At 38.0% G+C, this 18605-nt stretch carries 17 protein-coding genes; 5 read left to right on the top strand and 12 right to left on the bottom strand.

All coding sequences use genetic code 11. The features are described 5' to 3' along the window. Nucleotides 1-6: 6 nt before the first annotated feature. From udk to leuC, 9 genes are all read right to left on the bottom strand, one after another. Nucleotides 7-645, bottom strand: coding sequence for a uridine kinase (gene udk, locus GQR44_RS10905; RefSeq protein WP_166371843.1), 639 nt, complete (start codon nt 643-645; stop codon nt 7-9). A gap of 155 nt (nt 646-800) precedes the next feature. Continuing rightward, entirely contained in the window at nt 801-1157 is a 357-nt protein-coding gene (locus GQR44_RS10910; protein WP_166371844.1) for a VanZ family protein, read from the bottom strand. Nucleotides 1158-1198: 41 nt separating this feature from the next. Continuing rightward, complete coding sequence (locus GQR44_RS10915; protein ID WP_166371845.1) at nt 1199-2068, bottom strand: DnaJ C-terminal domain-containing protein; 870 nt, start codon at nt 2066-2068, stop codon at nt 1199-1201. A 505-nt stretch (nt 2069-2573) separates the two neighbouring features. Further along, nucleotides 2574-2786 (bottom strand): cysteine-rich CWC family protein, encoded by a 213-nt coding sequence (locus GQR44_RS10920; RefSeq protein WP_166371846.1) that lies wholly within the window; start codon nt 2784-2786, stop codon nt 2574-2576. A gap of 133 nt (nt 2787-2919) precedes the next feature. After that, entirely contained in the window at nt 2920-3450 is a 531-nt protein-coding gene (locus GQR44_RS10925; RefSeq protein ID WP_166371847.1) for a hypothetical protein, read from the bottom strand. A 145-nt stretch (nt 3451-3595) separates the two neighbouring features. Further along, on the bottom strand, nt 3596-4027 hold the full coding sequence (locus GQR44_RS10930) for a DUF3010 family protein (RefSeq protein WP_028869829.1): 432 nt from the start codon (nt 4025-4027) through the stop codon (nt 3596-3598). A gap of 194 nt (nt 4028-4221) precedes the next feature. After that, entirely contained in the window at nt 4222-5751 is a 1530-nt protein-coding gene (locus GQR44_RS10935) for an alpha-isopropylmalate synthase regulatory domain-containing protein (protein WP_166371848.1), read from the bottom strand. 148 nt (nt 5752-5899) lie between these two features. Then, entirely contained in the window at nt 5900-6520 is a 621-nt protein-coding gene (gene leuD / locus GQR44_RS10940; RefSeq protein WP_166371849.1) for a 3-isopropylmalate dehydratase small subunit, read from the bottom strand. Between the two features lie 10 nt (nt 6521-6530). Further along, nucleotides 6531-7928, bottom strand: coding sequence for a 3-isopropylmalate dehydratase large subunit (leuC, locus tag GQR44_RS10945; RefSeq protein WP_037072059.1), 1398 nt, complete (start codon nt 7926-7928; stop codon nt 6531-6533). A gap of 305 nt (nt 7929-8233) precedes the next feature. On the opposite strand from leuC, the gene rnd reads away from it, so the two are divergent. Together rnd and GQR44_RS10955 are read left to right on the top strand one after the other, a co-directional pair. After that, nucleotides 8234-9343, top strand: a complete 1110-nt coding sequence (gene rnd / locus GQR44_RS10950) for a ribonuclease D (RefSeq protein ID WP_166371850.1) — start codon at nt 8234-8236, stop codon at nt 9341-9343. Nucleotides 9344-9549: 206 nt separating this feature from the next. Further along, nucleotides 9550-10893 carry an MFS transporter gene (locus GQR44_RS10955; RefSeq protein WP_166371851.1) on the top strand — a complete coding sequence of 448 codons (1344 nt, stop codon included), beginning with the start codon at nt 9550-9552 and terminating at the stop codon, nt 10891-10893. Nucleotides 10894-11036: 143 nt separating this feature from the next. Here GQR44_RS10955 and GQR44_RS10960 read toward each other — a convergent pair whose 3' ends face one another. The 3 genes from GQR44_RS10960 to pomA form a co-directional block, all read right to left on the bottom strand. Further along, complete coding sequence (locus GQR44_RS10960; RefSeq protein WP_166371852.1) at nt 11037-13184, bottom strand: transporter substrate-binding domain-containing protein; 2148 nt, start codon at nt 13182-13184, stop codon at nt 11037-11039. A gap of 405 nt (nt 13185-13589) precedes the next feature. Continuing rightward, nucleotides 13590-14591 (bottom strand): flagellar motor protein MotB, encoded by a 1002-nt coding sequence (locus GQR44_RS10965; RefSeq protein WP_166371853.1) that lies wholly within the window; start codon nt 14589-14591, stop codon nt 13590-13592. Then, the gene (gene pomA, locus GQR44_RS10970) at nt 14591-15364 is read right to left on the bottom strand and encodes a flagellar motor protein PomA (RefSeq protein WP_166371854.1); all 774 of its coding nucleotides are present in this window, start codon (nt 15362-15364) and stop codon (nt 14591-14593) included. Before pomA ends, GQR44_RS10965 begins: the two co-directional genes overlap by 1 nt. 219 nt (nt 15365-15583) lie before the next feature. On the opposite strand from pomA, the gene xseB reads away from it, so the two are divergent. The 3 genes from xseB to dxs are packed head-to-tail and all read left to right on the top strand — an operon-like array spanning nt 15584 to nt 18604. Beyond that, a complete protein-coding gene (gene xseB, locus GQR44_RS10975; RefSeq protein WP_166371855.1) occupies nt 15584-15817 on the top strand; it encodes an exodeoxyribonuclease VII small subunit in 234 nt (77 codons plus the stop codon). A gap of 34 nt (nt 15818-15851) precedes the next feature. Further along, on the top strand, nt 15852-16742 hold the full coding sequence (gene ispA, locus GQR44_RS10980; RefSeq protein ID WP_166371856.1) for a (2E,6E)-farnesyl diphosphate synthase: 891 nt from the start codon (nt 15852-15854) through the stop codon (nt 16740-16742). A 2-nt stretch (nt 16743-16744) separates the two neighbouring features. Continuing rightward, nucleotides 16745-18604 carry a 1-deoxy-D-xylulose-5-phosphate synthase gene (dxs, locus tag GQR44_RS10985; protein ID WP_166371857.1) on the top strand — a complete coding sequence of 620 codons (1860 nt, stop codon included), beginning with the start codon at nt 16745-16747 and terminating at the stop codon, nt 18602-18604. Nucleotide 18605 lies beyond the last annotated feature (1 nt).

Here is an 18605-nt window from a genome sequence, read left to right on the forward strand (position 1 = left end):
ATGAACTTATTTATTCAATAAATATTTGATACGTGTTTTTAATATATCCGTTGCGATACGATTTTTTCCACCACGTGGAATGATGATATCGGCGTGTTGCTTTGATGGTTCAATAAATTGTAAAAACATCGGTCTTACTGTTTTTTTGTATTGTGACATCACTGAATCTAATGTTCTTCCACGCTCCATAATGTCGCGTGTTAAACGGCGCATTAAACAAATATCTAATGGTGTATCGATAAAAATACTAGCATCAATTTGGTTGCGTAATGTTGAATCTGTTAGTAATAAAATACCTTCAATGATAATAATTTTTTTAGGAGATAAGTTAATCACTTCATCGGTACGGGTATGTTCGGTGTAACTATAAACGGGAATTTCAACAGATTGGTTATTTTGCAGTAATTTTATATGCTGGCTTAATAACTGATGGTCAAAGGCTTTTGGGTGATCGTAATTAGTTTGTACACGTTCTTCCATAGGCATGTGAGATTGATCTTTATAATATGCATCTTCAGAAATGATGCCTATTTGATCGGTGCCTAATTCTTGACGAAGCTCATTACAAATAGTATGTGCAATTAAACTTTTCCCTGAAGCTGAAGCTCCTGCAATTGCGATAACGACACAGTGATTTTTATTCAAAATTGACCTTCATAAAATTAATTAAATGATAGAAATATAAAATAGTATAGCGTTGAAATGGCAACCTACAATAATGCCCTTAACTTATTTTAATAATGATTTAAAACAGGTTAAGGGCAAAATATAAATTCTATTAACGCTAGGTTTGTAAATGTTTACTGTTTACTAGCAAAACGATTAATAAAATAAGCAATGATTGAACCACAGACTAACCCACCGATATTGGCCACCATATCCAACCATTCACCATATCGATTAACATAAGGCTGTATTAACTCAATGCTTCCACTTAACAGTACATATAAAATAAAAACAACCACCCAATTATTCGGTCTTTTTAACATTAATGGCAAAACCAAAACACTGTATGCAATAAAATGATGGGTTTTATCACTGCCCGGTACGCCCGGTAAACTGGGTAAAGGAGATAATGACAGCGAAGCTATTATCGCGACTAACAATAACGATAGTGCTATCCAATATTTTCTTATTAACTGTAATAGATAGTTCATAAAATAGTATGGGCCTTGTTGCTCAAATCTAAGTTAATGTATTAAGTCATTGTCTCAGCTAATTCACTTAGCAGCTTATGCTGATGCTCTGTTAATTCCGTTGGCGTTGGGATCACAACGGTGTAAATTAAATCACCAATATGGTCACTATTCATGGATTTAACACCGCGTCCTTTAATTCTGAATTTACGTCCCATTTGCGTTCCAGCAGGTATTTTCAGATTAATATGCCCACTAAAGGTTGAAGCCTTAGCGGTTCCACCTACAGCTGCAACCGGAAATGAAGTGATTAAATCACAGTAAAGATCATCGCCTTTTCGAGTGAAAAAATCATGTGCTAATAACACCACTTCAACAAATAAATCACCGCGTCCAGCACCTAATGTGCCAGGGTTACCTTTACCAGGTACACGAACTCGTTGTTTATCATTAATACCAGCAGGCATTGTGACTAATAAAGGTTCAGTTGTATTTGGTAAACGCACCTCTTTAATACAACCTTCAACCGACTCTTCTAAGGTCATGTCGATTTGTAAAATAATGTCTGAACCTTTCTGTGGCTGAGGTTGGTAACGTTCTTGACGCTGCTGGCGTTGTCCGAACATATCCCCAAACATATCATTGAATTCACCACCTTGCCCGAATCCGCCCTGCCCAAAACCGCCTCGCCCTTGCGCTTGGCCATTTTCAAAAGCGCTATGTCCAAAATCATCGTACTGCTGACGTTTTTCTGGATCATTTAATATTTCATAGGCCGCTTTAACTTCACGGAATTTTTCTTGCGCAACTGGGTTATCTGGATTTCTATCAGGATGATATTTCATCGCTAATTTTTTATAGGCTTTTTTAATCTCTTTCTCAGATGTGGTTTTACCGACACCTAATACTTCATAACAATCACGTTTCGACATTTTTCTCTCAATAATTCCATTGTAGTTACTATAATGCGGCGATATTGTGCACTAGTTTATTAGCTCACTGCTTAAGAAGCGATAGCCATGATATAAAATAATGGCGATTTTTTTATTGCACAACAAAGCGCGCGAATTATAGCGTAACTAATTTGAAATCACATAAAAATTGCTAAAGGAAAAAACAAAACAGTAGCAAATAATGTTATATCAATTATTTTAAATAAACGTTCTAAATTTTGTACAGAAAAAATGACGTAACTTAAGGCGTAAGTTTCGTAAATGGTTATTTTATTTACAAAACTTATAACGAAGAGATAAGTTGTTTTAGCAAGCAAAATAGATCCGTTAATTAGTGCGCCTGGTTTTAAGGTATGAAGGTTTTAACTAAAAACTTATTTTCTAAATGATAGCGATATTATTATGCGAATCTAGGAGAATACAAACTGAATTTTTTAGCGAAAAATGAGCATAGTTTAAAAAGCATGTAATCAAAGGGAAGGCTTTATTTTTTCAAAAATAGTGAGGGGTTTTCATTAAAACTGACAATGCATTGTCGACAAATGCAGCTTTTATTTTTTAATGCTTCAGGCAATAGGTTTAATAGTTCCTGTGGCACGGGTAAATCATTACACCAACAGCCTTGCTTAGCTGCAACATCGCATCCATTAGTTTGTAAACAAAGCGGACAAGCGGCTTGATTTGTTTGTTCTGTCATTTAAATGGTCTATTTATTTAAGAAGCTGTGATTGCAAAAGTAAAATACAAAGCCCAGTGAAAAGCAAAACCACAACAACTATTTGTGCTCACTTCAATTCACTTAAACAAAGGGCTTTTTATATTAACTGATATTAATCAACACTACATGTGTCGTGCTGACAATTTTCATCATGCTGATGATCGTCTTCACTATGTGCATTTGAGTATGAAGCTAATACTTCACTGCTAGGACTGTAATCGTCATCATTACCTGCAATATAACGTAGGTGTTCCCAAGTTAGCATATAAGCAAAAAACAAACGATGTTGGCGTTTTATTTTAATGCTTTTTGAGGCAAATAGTTGGCTACCGGCATAACCTTGTAAAGATTCAATAATGTTAACGTAACGTAACCAAGGCAATGTATTGTGTTTGCTTGGGTTAAAGTTAACTTGATTAAACGCGGTTAATGCATTCCAAAAATATTTATTGGTATCAGCATTATGTGTTTTTCTAGCTTCTTCAATTAACGAAAAAAAGCTTCTGTCGGTTGATTGTTCAACACCAAGATAATCTTTTAATTGTGTTATTAAATGTAATTCTGCTTGATAAAAAAACGCAGCCAATGAAACTGGTTGTTGTGTTTTAAATTGAGCAACAAAACTTTCAAAATTTGTATCCACAGGTTTCTCCCTGTCATTTTTAGTAGAACATGACCCACTCATTTCATCATAGCTGTATTATGATGATCTAAACTTGTTTGTTAATACCAACTCCGCTACCTCAAGCTTCAGAGAGAACAGAGCATGGCAGTAACGGGTATAAATATTAACCTAATTTATTTTGCAAATAACCAAATGCGGTTAACATCGCTTGCTCTTGGAACTTCTTAAGTCCTAATTCAACCGCTGTAGGTGTATTTTGTGCTTGCTTAAGGCCTTTTTTGATATAGTCAGATGAGATAACTTGTACCTCTACATCACGCATTAATTGCAATGCACCTTCAATTTTGAAGCTTAAAGTATGACCTGCAAACTTACCTTTTAACGCACGTTCACGAATGATCACTTTATCAATTTGGTAATCTTTCATTAACTGTGCAAAATCAAACTGAAACTTTTTTAACGGTTCAGTATTAATAGGGTCATTTAATGTTAGTTTTGTTGTACGCACAGGCGGTACGTCGTAAAGACCGTTTTTAAACTGCATAATCGCAATAACGGCTTCGTTACCTGTTAATTCAACACCACATACTCTCATTGTCTTTCCTCTTATCTTTCAATCATTATTCATCTGCTAATAGTATATTAGCCAAAAAACAAAAGCCCTAATCAAAGATTAAGGCTTTTGTAATAACTCGCTGAACATTAAATGAATAGTCAATGAACATGCATCTCATATTCGTGTCGCAAATTATTTTTTATTTTTATGTAAAGCGCGAGTATACACTTTAACTAGTTAGCATGCATACGTAAATTTATCATACGAATAGTTGCGCCAATACCGGCAAGTACTTGGTTAGCGTTCACGCCACGTGTAGTAAATTGCTCATCGCCATCGGCCCAAGTAACGGTACACTCAGTGAATGCACTGGTTTTACCACCAGGAGGAATACGTAATTCAAAATCCACCAGCTCAGGGAACACAAAGGCGCTGTTATCTAAGACTTTAGTCATTGCACTAATAAAGGCATCAAAACCACCATTACCACTACCACTGCTTTTATAGATTTTATCTTTAACACGTACTCTAATACTTACCGTTGACTCTAAATCTAGTCCAGAATTTATTGAGCAGTTTAACAACTCAACGTAGTTGTAATCGTTACGCTCTAATAGATCCGCAATAATAAAGGGTAAATCATCAGCAGTAATAGACGCTTTTTGATCACCTAAACGCACGACTCGTTTTAATAGTTTTTTCTGTTGATCCGCATCCAGTTCAATATCCATTGCTTCTAAGTTTTTTGCTAATGAGGCTTTGCCACTCATTTTACCTAGTGCATAACTACGTGAACGCGCAAAACGTTCCGGTGTCAGCGCTGAAATATATAAACCACCTTTACGGTCGCCATCGGCATGAATACCACTGGTTTGAGTAAATACATCTGCCCCGACAATAGGCGTATTATCGGCAATGCGCTTACCTGAAAAATTTTCGACTAATTTACTTAGGTTGTGAATTTCCGATTCATCAATATTTACTTTTTTACCTAATTTATCTTTCAACACCACAGCAACTTCAGTTAACGATGCATTTCCAGCACGTTCACCTAAACAGTTCATCGTACAATGGATAGAAGAAACCCCTGCTTTAACCGCGTACATAGCATTCGCCGTAGCCAAGCCGTAATCATTATGTGGATGGAAATCAAATTGCAATTTAGGGAAACGAGTCACCATATCACTTAAGCTGGCGAACACTTCATCGGGAGACATTACTCCTAAAGTATCGGGTAACATAAAATGATCAATACCGGTATCGGCTAGTTGAGTGACCATTTCATAGACATATTGAGGGCTATCTTGGTAACCATTTGACCAATCTTCTAAATAAATATTAACTTTTAGACCTTGCTCAAGTGCATAACTTATTGTTTGTTTAACATCTGCAACATGTTCATCTAAGGATTTTTTTAATTGCTCAGTACAATGTTTCAAACTGCCTTTAGCTAACAAATTAAGTACTTTGCCACCAGTATCTTTGATCCAATCAACACTTAATGTGTGATCCACAAATCCTAATACTTCAATGCGCTCCACTAACCCTTCTTTTGCAGCCCACGTGTTCAACTTGCTTACTGCTTCTTTTTCTCCTTCAGAAACACGTGCTGATGCAACTTCGATACGATCAATTTTAAGCTTTTGTAATAGTGCTTTCGCTAGGCTAACTTTTTCTGCAGGAGAAAACGAAACCGCTTGCGTTTGTTCTCCATCGCGTAATGTTGTATCCATCAACTGTACAGTGACATTATCTTTAGCCATTGTTTACTCCACTTGAGATCTTAAGAAAAAACTTATTGCAGTCAGTACATTCAGTCTTCACTGCAATAAGTTTTCGATAAAAAAGGCGCAACCAGTGCGCCTTTGATTCTGTTTTTAAACTATTTTTCAATAGCTTAAATTTTACTGATTAAGCACTAGGCCATAACCATGGAAGACGTTTTTTCTGTGCATTTTCGTACGCAGAAATTTGTTCTTCATGCTTCAATGTCCAAGCAATGTCATCAAGACCATCAAGTAATGATTCTTTACGGAATGCATCAACTTCAAAAGAGATTGATAAACCACCTGGTGTTGTTACTTTTTGTGCTTCTAGATCAACTGTGAATTCAACACCTTCATTAGCAGAAATTTCAGCCATTAAAGCAGCAAGTTGCTCATCAGTTACGATAATCGGTAAAATACTATTTTTAAAACAGTTGCTATAAAAAATATCAGCAAAGCTAGTTGATATAACAGTATTAAATCCATAGTCAGCGATTGCCCAAGGCGCATGCTCACGAGATGAACCACAACCAAAGTTTTCACCAGCAACTAGTATTTTAGCGCCTTGGAAAGCTGGTTTGTTTAATTCAAACTCTGGGTTTGGTGTAATATTATCCGCAAGGTAACGCCAGTTATGGAATAAGTTAATACCAAAACCTGTACGCTCCACTTTTTTCATGAAGTTTTTTGGGATGATTTGATCCGTATCGACGTTACTACGATCCATTAACGCTGCGATACTTGTATGTTTAATATATGGTTGCATTATCTAGCCCCTATTTCCAATCTCGAATGTCTACAAAGTGACCTGCAACTGATGCTGCAGCGGCCATTGCTGGTGAAACAAGGTGAGTACGTCCACCTTTACCTTGACGTCCTTCGAAATTACGGTTTGAAGTAGATGCACTACGTTGTCCATCTTCAAGCTCATCACCGTTCATAGCTAGACACATTGAACAACCTGGATCACGCCATTCCCAACCTGCATCTAAAAAGATCTTATCAAGACCTTCTTTTTCTGCCTGTACTTTAACAGGGAAAGAACCTGGTACTGCAAACGCTTGTACACCAGCAGCTACTTTTTTACCTTTCAGTAATTCGGCAGCAGCACGGAAATCTTCAATACGACCATTAGTACAAGAACCGATAAATACCACATCGATGTGGATATCAGTAATTTTTTGGCCTGCATCTAATGCCATGTATTTAAGCGCATTAGCACAAGCTTGTGATTTAACTTCATTAGTGAAATCAGATGGAGAAGGAACCACACCTGTTACAGAAATAACTTGCTCAGGTGATGTACCCCAAGATACTTGTGGAGCAATATCTTCAGCTTTTAATTCAATAACGGCATCAAACTCTGCGCCTTGATCAGATACCAATGATTTCCAGTATTCAACAGCTACAGGCCAATCTTCGCCTTTAGGTGCAAACTCTTTGCCTTCAAGGTAATCAAATGTTACTTGGTCAGGTGCAACAAGACCAGCACGTGCACCCGCTTCAATCGCCATATTACATAGCGTCATTCGCCCTTCCATTGTTAGGTCGGTAATGGTATTACCTGCGAATTCCATTACGTAACCTGTACCGCCAGCAGTACCTGTTTTAGCAATGATAGCTAATGCGATATCTTTTGCTGTTGAGAAAGCAGGTAATTTACCTTCTACTTTCACTAGCATTGTTTTTGCTTTTTTCTGTTGTAATGTTTGTGTTGCCATTACATGCTCAACTTCACTCGTACCGATACCAAACGCTAACGCGCCAAATGCACCGTGTGTTGCTGTATGGCTATCACCACAACATACAACCATACCAGGATGAACGAAACCATGCTCAGGCACAACGATGTGAATAACACCGTTTTGCTTACTGTCCATACCGTAAAGATTAATATCATTTTCTTCACAGTTAGCAGTCATCGTTTCAACTTGTTTTTTTGCAATAACATCAACAATATTAAAACGGTCTTTAGTTGGTACACAGTGATCGATTGTACCTAGAATACTATGTACGTTACGTACTTTACGGTTTTGCAGACGAAGGCCTTCAAACGCTTGTGGACTTGTTACTTCATGCATTAGATGTCTGTCAACAAACAAAAGCGGAGAGCCTGCTTCTGGTTCATGAACTAAGTTCGCATCCCAGATTTTTTCATACATTGTTCTAGTCATTGTTTCCCTTACCACACTATTACTTAAAATCTTTTTCCGGCCTAAACATATTTGGATAATGCGAATGATTATCAATAAGCAGATCGCGGCGCATTTGTAAAGCCTCATTCTAATTGATCAAGGTCAATCCTACAATATAGTGACATAACTTTATCTGCAGCAATTAAATATTTATGCACTAATTAACACATTTTATGCATAAAAATAGAGGCGAGTGAAAATCATATAATCAATATTTCAATAGAAAAAAGATAACAAACTCCGTAATATAGCGGCATATTAACTCTCTATTAGGCTTATCGTTGATGCAATTTGATATCATCACTACACCAATACAATTATCTGAGTATGTTGCCACATTAGATAACTCACCTATTTCTTTAGACACTGAATTCGTCCGCACCCGTACTTTTTATGCCAACTTAGGTCTATTGCAAGTATCACAAAATGAAAAGATTGTATTAGTCGATCCTATCGCGATCGGAGATATCAGTGCATTTTGGCAGGCGATAGATAATAAAGCCTGTATTTTACATGCCAGTAGTGAAGATTTAGAAATCATCAGGCAACAAAAGGGTGATTTAAATATTAAGTTATTTGATACACAGGTAGCCTGCGCATTTTTGAACCACGGCGCGTCCTTGGGTTATGCCAAAATGGTTGAATTAATAGATGGCGCTGTATTAGATAAGGGAGAGTCTCGTACCGATTGGTGTGCTCGACCGTTAACCCAAAAGCAGCAACATTATGCCGCCGCTGATGTGTTATATCTCGAGCCGAGTTTAGTTGTTTTACAAGCGCAACTTGCAGAAAAGAAAATGACCGATTTTTTTGAACAAGAATGCCAAATGATTTTAGATCAAAAGATGAAACCAATTGACCCCGATAAAGTTTATAAATCATTAGATAATCTGTTTAAGTTAGATAGACACAGCTTAGCCATCATTAAAGCGTTAGCTAAATGGCGATTACAAACTGCACAGGCGCGTAATCTGGCGCTTAACTTTGTAGTGAAAGCAGAACATTTATGGTTATTAGCTTATTATCAGCCAGCTTCAGTCAACGATTTAAAACGCTTAAACTTATTACCTAATGAAATTCGTATTCACGGGCAAAATATTTTATCCGTTATCGCAGAAGTGTCCGCGCAAGATCCTGAAACCTATCCGCCCCTTATTTCTCGTTTAATTGATTTTCCTGAATACAAAAAAACCTTAAAAGAGATGCGTGATAAAATTAAAGCCTGCGCAGAAAAACATGAGCTACCAGTTGAATTAATTGCCTCTAAACGTGTCATTAATGAGTATTTAAGTTGGTCTTGGAAATTAAATGATCAACAGCGTTTAACAGCACCTAAACCAAAACTGTTAAGCGGATGGCGTTTTGAGCTGATCGGGCATCAATTTAACTATTAATTGAACTATTAATTTAACTGCTAACAGTGACAGATTATAAGAATGGCTGGTTTTCATTCGCTACAGTTCGATTCATAAAGAAGACAAGCGAATTTAAAAACCGCCTAATTGATCTAGGCGGTTAGCCACAGTCTTATACTAATTTCTTTATGCATTTGATGCATACCGATTAATGCGTATCAATTAATACGTAACTAGGTTGATAAATGATAATAAAAACAACATCGCCCACCGATAAACCAACATGGCTAGAAAGCAGCAAAATTTATCTACAAAAGCGAGTTGCTATTTTATTTTTTCTTGGCTTTTCTGCAGGCCTTCCCATCCTATTAGTTTTTTCAACTTTGTCCTTTTGGTTACGAGAAGCCGGAGTAAGTCGCGCTAGTATTGGCTTTTTCAGTTGGATAGCCTTGGCTTACGCGTTTAAATGGATCTGGTCACCTTTTGTGGACCGTTTATCCATTCCACTGTTAACTGCTTGGCTTGGACGACGACGTTCGTGGTTATTACTATCTCAACTAGCCATTACCGCTGCAATTATTGGCATGGCAATGAGCGATCCTCAGCAAAATCTCACCTTATTTGCGATTTGTGCTTTAGTCGTTGCTTACAGTTCAGCCACACAAGATATCGTCATTGACGCTTTTCGTATCGAATCTGCACCAGAAAAGTTTCAAGCGGCTATGGCAGCTGCCTACATGACAGGATACCGACTAGCAATGATCATGGCTGGAGCAGGTTCTTTAGCTATTGCAGCATTAGTCAGCGACTCACAGGCTTACCAATTATCGGCATGGTCAACATCATACTTTGTAATGGCGGCTTGTATGAGCGTAGGGATTATTACTACATTTATTGCCCAAGAACCTGAATATAAAAGTACTTTACAGCCACATAAAAAAGTACATTTAACCCCTATCGCACGTTTTAGGGCATGGTTAGAAATCGCAATAGTCGCGCCTTTTTCAGACTTTTTTAAACGCTATGGCAAGCATGCTTTATTAATATTATTGCTGATAGGTAGCTATCGTATTTCTGATATTGTAATGGGCATTATGGCTAACCCTTTTTATGTTGATATGGGCTATAGCAAAGGGGAAGTAGCAGCCATTTCTAAGGTATTTGGGGTAATAATGACTCTGCTTGGCGCAGGATTAGGCGGTATCTTATTAACACGTTATAGCACCTATACAATCCTATTTTTGGGTGCGTTTTTAGTTGTTGTAACTAATTTTATCTTTGCCATTTTAGCTTTTGTAGGAAAAGATTTAACGTTATTAACGCTGATCATCTCCATGGACAATATTAGTGCAGGCATCGCGACCACAGCCTTTATCACTTATATTTCTAAACTAACAAATATTGAATTCTCTGCTACTCAATACGCATTATTTAGTTCAATGATGTTGTTATTCCCGAAATTTATTGCCGGTTTTTCTGGGGTCTATGTAGATAGTTTTGGTTATGTTAACTTCTTTGTCGGCTCCGCCTTAATAGGCATTCCGGTGCTTGGTTTGATTATGCTGTTAAAAAAAATAATAGAAGAATAAGCCAATCAATTAACTTATAACCGACGTAACTATAAGAAATTGTACTTATTATGCGAATCTAGGACTTATAACCGATGTAACTATAGCCATGTAACTATAACCAACGTGATGATGACAAATCTAACGTTAGATATTATGTACAGTTATTGATGATTTGAAATATTCAAATAAGTATCATAACGCCGTTTTATTTCACGTACATAAGTTACGGGCTCTTGACCTCGAACATAGCCGTAACGTGCTTTGGCTGCATACTTAGGTTGCGATAATAATAGCATGGCTTTTTCAACATGATTAAACCAGACATCGTCTTGCCAACCTTTTTGCCTTGCCAAGCGAATAGCATCTCGAACATGCCCAGCCCCTGCATTATATGAAGCTAACGTAAACCAAGTTAGCTCTGACTTAGGGATTTCGTCTGCTTGCATTCGCTCTCTTACCCAGTCCATATAACGAATACCAGCTTCAATACCCTGCTCGGGATCATGCATATCTTGGATCCCCAATTGCTCAGCAGTGCGAGGCATTACTTGGAATAACCCTTGCGCTCCCGATAAAGACTTTGCATTGGGATCAAAACGGCTTTCTTGATGCATTTGCGCAACTAACAAACGCCAGTCAAACCCATACTCCTTGGCATGTTTTTTTACTAGGTCATCAAAAGGAGACATAACACCAGACTCAATTTCAGCCACATAACCTTTATATTGCTGATCTAAGCGTTTTTTATTTTTAAAGTATTTATTATAAATTACATTATAAAACAGACCTTTATAATGTTTTTTGATGAAAACATTGACCTCTTTTAATAACGTTTCATTACCCGCTTTAATTCCCCAACTTTGTGCCTTAGGTTCTCCTAAGGCCATAAAGGATTGAATATCATCACGAAAGGTTAACTCTAAATCAACAATATGACTGTCGGCGATGGTCATGTCATACTTTTTATCCGCCACCGCTTCAATAATTGATTCCGTTTCCATATTCTCAGGTACGGCAATCAATTTAACACCAGGTACTGTTTTTTGCAGTTGCAATGCAGTGCTCCAGTAAGCACTAGAAGAACGTGTATAAATCTTATGCCCTTTGAGATCTTGAGTTGTTTCTATCCCTGTTACACCGGATTGCCCAACCACCAACTCAGAAGCATAATGGTAAGGACGAGAAAAGCCGATCCCCTTTGCCCTTCTTGCCTCGGTTGGTGTTAAAAAGCCTAACGCAATATCTGCTTTATCGTCAATTAAGTAATCTAGCAATGCAACATTATCTGGAGCAACTATAATTTCGTAACGTAATTTATTTTCTTTAGCAAAGCGCTTTGCCAATTCATAATGAAATCCTAACAACTCCCCTCGCCAGATATAATAAGATGAAAGATTATTCCTTAATACAAAGCGAACTCTGCCCTTAGCTTGTATCGTTTGCCACTGCGTGAGATTAGATTTTTTGATAGATGATGAAGGTGCAACCTTAGCGTCTGAAATGTCATTATCTGTGGTTGCATTCGATGAAGCAGTCGTTATTTTTAGCAACTCAGTTGCTAGCTGCTGCGACTGAATGAAAGCATTCAATTGTGTTAATAAGTTTTTATTTTCAATATTAACAGCCCATGCAATATCACGCTTGCCACTTGCTTGAATACTTTTTTTAATATCGTCCCGATAGGCTAAAGCAGAGGCGATTAGATTTTCATCTTGTATCGCAAGGTCATATTCACCACTGGCAAGTCGATCATATAAAAGCTCAGTGCTAATACTATTATCAATATAACGAATACGCATCTTAGGGTATATTTTTTGTAATCCTAGCGCGGTAGTTTGGTAGCTTTTCCCTTTTTGAATGACCACTTCACGCCCATTTAATGCACTCCCTTTTTTCAATGGAGGTGATTGCTTGCCCAAAATGAAGTACTCATTACTTTGAATTAAAGCATCACTAAAATTAACGCGTTTTTTACGTGCCGTGGTAATGGTTAAATTCGCTGCAATCACATCCCCTTCACCTGCGATTAACTTACTAAATAACTGGTCAAACTTGGTCACTTTAACTTGTTTAAACTGAAGGTTTTGCTGTGTTGAGAATTGCTGCAGGTATTGTAATTCGAGGTCTTGAGGATGACCATTGCGTGGCAAATAAGTCTCACCACCAACCCATGTTAACACGGTCAAAGTAGGTTTTTCGTTAGAAAAATAATACTTTAAAAGAAAAAGGCTCGCTATCAATATCAACACCAAGCACACAATTTTTGGTAGTGAAAATAAAGTAGTACGTTTATTTTTACCCTGACTCATAGGCTAGTGTTCCTTCAATGACTACAAAAATCCATTTATATGCACAACAAATTTAGCGCATTAAGTTTATTCACAATGTTCGAGCCTAACCTCCTATGATTTCAACATTTAAATGTTAATAAAATACAATACTCTGACTTTGAGTGATTTCCCTTCAATAAGACAAAACCAACGAGATAGTTTGTCGCTATTTCTATTTATGTCGCACTGATTATTTTGATCTAAATAGAATCCAAATTATTGTAGATGCTGCGTCCGAGTATAAGATTTACTATTTTATGGTAGATACCGACACTCAGTGATCTATAACATATCTTAGAGCAAAATTTAGAGCGGCCCATCCATTAATGTACCTACAACTAATGGATGGCAACCTTTTTTAGAGTTTACTGATTTTTTCAGCTCTTATTTCTCGGTAACTATCTCATTACTTTCAGCAGCCTGACCTTGCATAATGGTAATTTCAACGCGACGATTACGACGTTGCTCGGTAACGGTATTACCCAAAGTAAGCGGTTTACTATTTGCGTACCCAACCACCTGCATTTTTTTATCTTGAATGCCGTCAACTTTAAGCATTTCTTGTGCAACAGACACAGCTCGTTGCGCAGATAAGTCCCAATTAGATCGATATAATTCCGACTGTATTGGTTCATTGTCCGTATGACCTGAAATAGTCAACACACCGGGTACATCCACTAATATTTTAGCCACTTTTGCTATCACAGGCCTAAAGCGAGGCTGTAAAAATGCAGAACCAGCTGGAAAAGATCCTTTTTCTCTTACTCGTATAATTAACTGTTGCCCTAAAGACTCAATTTCTATTGCGCCATCAACAATTTCTTCTTTTAAGCTTTCTGCTACTTTTTTAGCTAAACCTTGTTGTGCAGCGACTTCAGGAGCAGGCACATCACTATCCGCTTGCTGTGATGCTTTAGTTGATGCAGCATCACCCTCATCATCGCCCTGCGCTCCTACTGAGGTATCCTTCTGTTCCTTAGAAACCTCTTCATTAGTATCTTCATTAACTTCAACTGCGGTCTCTTGCAAAGGAACATTGGCATCCCCCCCCGCTCGACTACTTTCACCCTCTTCAAAATCTAGATCTGCTTTAGTAATTTCAGTGGTATTTTGCATAATCACTTCAATCGGTGTGGGATCGGGTTTACCAGGTCTAAATTCCTGTGCTATCACCGACGTTCCTTTAGGAATATCTTTTACCTCAATGCTATTTTGGACACCGAAAGCAAACTCCATTGAACCCGCTATTTGTTTAAACTTTAAAACATCCATCTCGGAAAATGATAAAAGTAAAACAAAGAAGCACATAAGTAATGACATCAAATCGGCAAAAGTGCCCATCCATGCAGGCAATCCCTCCGGGGGACATTTACACTCTTCTTCCATTACTCTGCTCCTTCACCAGCAGCACCGCTACCTCGTTTAGATTCAGGTAAATAGTTACGCAACATGCCTTCAATAACACGTGGATTTTGACCGTCTTGAATACCTAAGACGCCATCTAGAATAAGGCTACGGTTCAATTTTTCTTCCGCGGCTCTTAGTTTTAATTTATCTGAGATAGGTAATGCGACCATGTTTGCCACTACCGCACCATACAAAGTAGTTAATAGTGCAACCGCCATCGCAGGGCCAATGGATTTAGGGTCATCCATGTTAGAGAGCATGGCAACCAGTCCCACCAATGTACCAATCATGCCCATCGCAGGGGCAACATCACCAAAATTTTTAAATATATCAGCGCCAACTTCATGACGCTCTGCGGTTAATCGAATATCATTTTGCAGTGTACTACGGACCACATCGGCATCATGGCCATCCACCAACATATCAACGCCTTTTTGCATAAACGGATTGCTAATTTGGGCTTCTTCTAATGCCAAAAATCCACCTTTGCGCGCTGCATCAGCCATCTCAACTACTTTTACAATTAATTCTTCTGCAGGATCTATTTTGAACATGAAGGCTTTCATGGCAACTTTAATCGCACCAAAGAATTGCCCCATGTTATATTTCATCATTACAACAAAAGCGGTACCGCCAAAAACAATCAAAATAGAGGTCATATCAATAAACATATCAATAGTGCCACCCATTAACATCGCCATAATAACAAAGCCGAAGGCGCCTATAATTCCAACTAGAGTTGCTAAATCCACAGATTAATCCTTTTTAATTTTAATAGTTAAACATTACTAAGATGATAGTATAGCCATTTCTGGTTAGTTTGCAGTCAAAGATACTTTATTTAAAACAACATTTTACACAAGCCAGTAAACAGCCAACAACTTCACTATTTAGAAATTATTTTTAGCCCTTAGTTTGACATCCTTAACAGTCACGGTAATCTTGCACAAAATACTCAAAAGAGATCTCCCATGGCCCTAAAAAAACCTGAAAATATGCAATATGAAGAAGCAATTATTGAGCTTGAACAAATAGTACAGCATCTAGAGCAAGGTGATTTGCCTCTGGAAGATGCATTAAAACAATTCGAACGAGGCATTTCTCTCGCCCGTAGTAATAGCCAAAAATTACAACATGCACAACAACAAGTTAGTATTTTAATGCAAAATGATGCACAAGCAGCTTTGCAAAAATTTGAAGAATAACTTTTACCTTTATCCCGAAGACTAAGCAGCTTACATGACACAATTAATTTCTACCATGCAGCAACATCAAGCACGTGTAAACGATCAGCTTGAACAATATATCAATCATCCCGCTTCTTATTCAAAAACATTAAATGAGGCGATGGCTTATGGTGCCTTATTAGGAGGAAAGCGTGTTAGACCTTTTTTAGTGTATGCCGTAGGACAAATGCTCGGTAGTAAATTAGATACACTTGACCCGATTGCAGCATCAATTGAATGTATTCATGCCTACTCCTTAATCCATGATGATTTACCAGCAATGGATGATGATGCACTGCGTCGCGGTAATGCAACCTGCCATATCAAATATGATGAAGCAACGGCAATCTTAGCAGGCGATGCATTACAAACATTAGCTTTTGAAATTTTATCTAATGAAATACCCGCGTTACCGGCTAAATCGCAGTTAAAAATGCTTAATATTTTAGCCAAGGCTGCTGGCGAAAAAGGTATGTGTGCAGGGCAAGTGTTAGATATTGCCGCAGAAAATACAGCGATCTCATTAATTGATTTAGAAATGATTCATAATGCCAAAACAGGCGCATTAATTATCGCGGCAGTGCAGATGGGAGCGTTAAGTAAAACAGATATCGATGACGCTGAATTTTTGCTATTAACAAAATTTGCCACCGCAATTGGTTTAGCGTTTCAAGTGCAGGATGATATTTTAGATATCATCAGCGATACTGAAACCCTAGGTAAACCGCAGGGCTCTGATCAACAATTACATAAATCAACGTACCCTGCTTTGCTTGGTTTGCAAGGTGCACAACAAAAAGCTCAAGACTTATATCAAGAAGCGCTTCATGCTTTATCACAATTGCCTTATAATACGCAGTTACTCGAGTTGTTTTCTCATTACATCATCAAACGCGATAAATAAATATGCCATTGGATTTAAAAAATTACCCGTTGCTCGCTAACATTAATTACCCAGAAGACCTGCGTTTATTAAAAAAACAGCAGCTCCCTGCATTTTGCGAAGAGCTACGTCGTTTTTTGTTAACCAGTGTTAGTCAAACCAGTGGCCACCTCGCTTCAGGGTTAGGTGTAGTAGAGCTTACTGTTGCTTTACATTATGTTTATCACACACCTTTTGATCATCTAGTTTGGGATGTTGGACATCAAGCCTATCCGCATAAGATTTTAACCGGCCGCCGCGACCAAATGGATAGCATACGACAGTTTAAAGGCTTACATCCTTTCCCTTGGCGTGAAGAAAGTGAATACGATGTACTGAGTGTCGGTCATTCTTCGACATCAATTGGCGCTGCCCTAGGGTTAGCTATTGCCGCGGGGAAAGAACAAAAAAATCGTAAAGTAGTTGCAGTGATTGGTGATGGCGCTATTACTGCGGGCATGGCTTTTGAGGCATTAAACCACGCAGGTGCATTACACAACGATATGTTGGTAGTGCTTAATGACAATGAAATGTCTATTTCAGAAAATGTTGGTGCGTTAAATAATCATTTGGCAAAAATATTATCCGGTGATTTATATACTCAGCTACGTGAAGGGGGCAAAAAAGTACTGTCCACTGTGCCTCCAATTAAAGAACTAGCAAGAAAAACCGAAGAACATTTAAAAGGCATGGTTTCTCCTGCGACTATTTTTGAAGAATTTGGCTTCAATTATATTGGTCCAATGGATGGTCATAATGTGATCGACCTAGTGGACACGTTACGTAATATGCGATCCCATGCAGGACCGCAATTTTTACACGTAATGACTAAAAAAGGTAAAGGTTATAAACAAGCAGAGTTAGACCCTATTACTTACCATGCTGTGCCAAAATTCACCCCCGATGAAGCTTTGCCAGTGCCTAAACCCTGCGCACCTACCTTTTCTAAAATATTTGGCCAGTGGTTAAATGACATGGCCGATCAAGACGAAAAACTAACCGCTATTACCCCAGCAATGCGTGAAGGTTCTGGAATGGTTGAGTTTTCTAAACGTCACCCAGACAAATACTACGATGTTGCTATTGCTGAGCAGCATGCTGTTACCTTAGCTGCCGGTATGGCTATTGCTGATTTAAATCCGATTGTAGCTATCTATTCCAGCTTTTTACAACGTGCCTATGACCAAGTGATACATGATGTTGCTATTCAAAATCTTGGCGTGTTATTTGCCATTGATAGAGCGGGTATTGTTGGCGCCGATGGTCCAACACATCAAGGCGCTTATGACCTAAGTTTTTTACGTTGTGTACCTAATATGACAGTGATGACCCCTTCCGATGAACAGGAATGTCGTAACATGTTATATACAGGACATTTACTTAATACTCCTGCGGCAGTACGTTATCCAAGAGGCAGTGGAACAGGTATTGAAGTTGATAGCAGTATGACAATCCTAGAAATAGGCAAAGCCAAGGTGATTGCTGAAGGTCAAAAAACGGCTATCTTATGTTTTGGCACCTTTTTACAAGCAGCTATTCCCGTCGCAGAGGAATTAAACGCAACAATAATTGATATGCGTTTTGTTAAACCTTTAGACCAATCATTATTAATCAAGCTTGCGCAAACACATTCGCAAATAGTGACTATTGAAGAAAATAGTATTTTGGGTGGGGCAGGCTCTGCAGTGAGTGAATTTTTAATGTCACAACAATATACGGGTAAGATTTTACATTTAGGATTACCTGACTCATTTGTTGAACAAGGTACGCAAGCGGAAATTTATCATATGTTGCAACTAGACAGTGAAGGCATTGCAGCACAAATTGATGCCTTTTTTAACTAAC

This window comes from Psychromonas sp. SA13A, from assembly GCF_011378715.1.
GTDB lineage: Bacteria > Pseudomonadota > Gammaproteobacteria > Enterobacterales > Psychromonadaceae > Psychromonas.

What these genes read in the sequence shown, in the direction of transcription:
- GQR44_RS10965 (WP_166371853.1), bottom strand. Translation starts at nt 14,591, where the DNA reads ATGGAAGAAGAGTGTAAATGTCCCCCGGAGGGATTGCCTGCATGGATG.
- leuC (WP_037072059.1), bottom strand. Translation starts at nt 7,928, where the DNA reads ATGACTAGAACAATGTATGAAAAAATCTGGGATGCGAACTTAGTTCAT.
- dxs (WP_166371857.1), top strand. Translation starts at nt 16,745, where the DNA reads ATGCCATTGGATTTAAAAAATTACCCGTTGCTCGCTAACATTAATTAC.
- GQR44_RS10920 (WP_166371846.1), bottom strand. Translation starts at nt 2,786, where the DNA reads ATGACAGAACAAACAAATCAAGCCGCTTGTCCGCTTTGTTTACAAACT.
- rnd (WP_166371850.1), top strand. Translation starts at nt 8,234, where the DNA reads ATGCAATTTGATATCATCACTACACCAATACAATTATCTGAGTATGTT.
- GQR44_RS10955 (WP_166371851.1), top strand. Translation starts at nt 9,550, where the DNA reads ATGATAATAAAAACAACATCGCCCACCGATAAACCAACATGGCTAGAA.
- leuD (WP_166371849.1), bottom strand. Translation starts at nt 6,520, where the DNA reads ATGCAACCATATATTAAACATACAAGTATCGCAGCGTTAATGGATCGT.
- GQR44_RS10930 (WP_028869829.1), bottom strand. Translation starts at nt 4,027, where the DNA reads ATGAGAGTATGTGGTGTTGAATTAACAGGTAACGAAGCCGTTATTGCG.
- GQR44_RS10910 (WP_166371844.1), bottom strand. Translation starts at nt 1,157, where the DNA reads ATGAACTATCTATTACAGTTAATAAGAAAATATTGGATAGCACTATCG.
- GQR44_RS10915 (WP_166371845.1), bottom strand. Translation starts at nt 2,068, where the DNA reads ATGTCGAAACGTGATTGTTATGAAGTATTAGGTGTCGGTAAAACCACA.
- GQR44_RS10960 (WP_166371852.1), bottom strand. Translation starts at nt 13,184, where the DNA reads ATGAGTCAGGGTAAAAATAAACGTACTACTTTATTTTCACTACCAAAA.
- ispA (WP_166371856.1), top strand. Translation starts at nt 15,852, where the DNA reads ATGACACAATTAATTTCTACCATGCAGCAACATCAAGCACGTGTAAAC.
- GQR44_RS10935 (WP_166371848.1), bottom strand. Translation starts at nt 5,751, where the DNA reads ATGGCTAAAGATAATGTCACTGTACAGTTGATGGATACAACATTACGC.
- xseB (WP_166371855.1), top strand. Translation starts at nt 15,584, where the DNA reads ATGGCCCTAAAAAAACCTGAAAATATGCAATATGAAGAAGCAATTATT.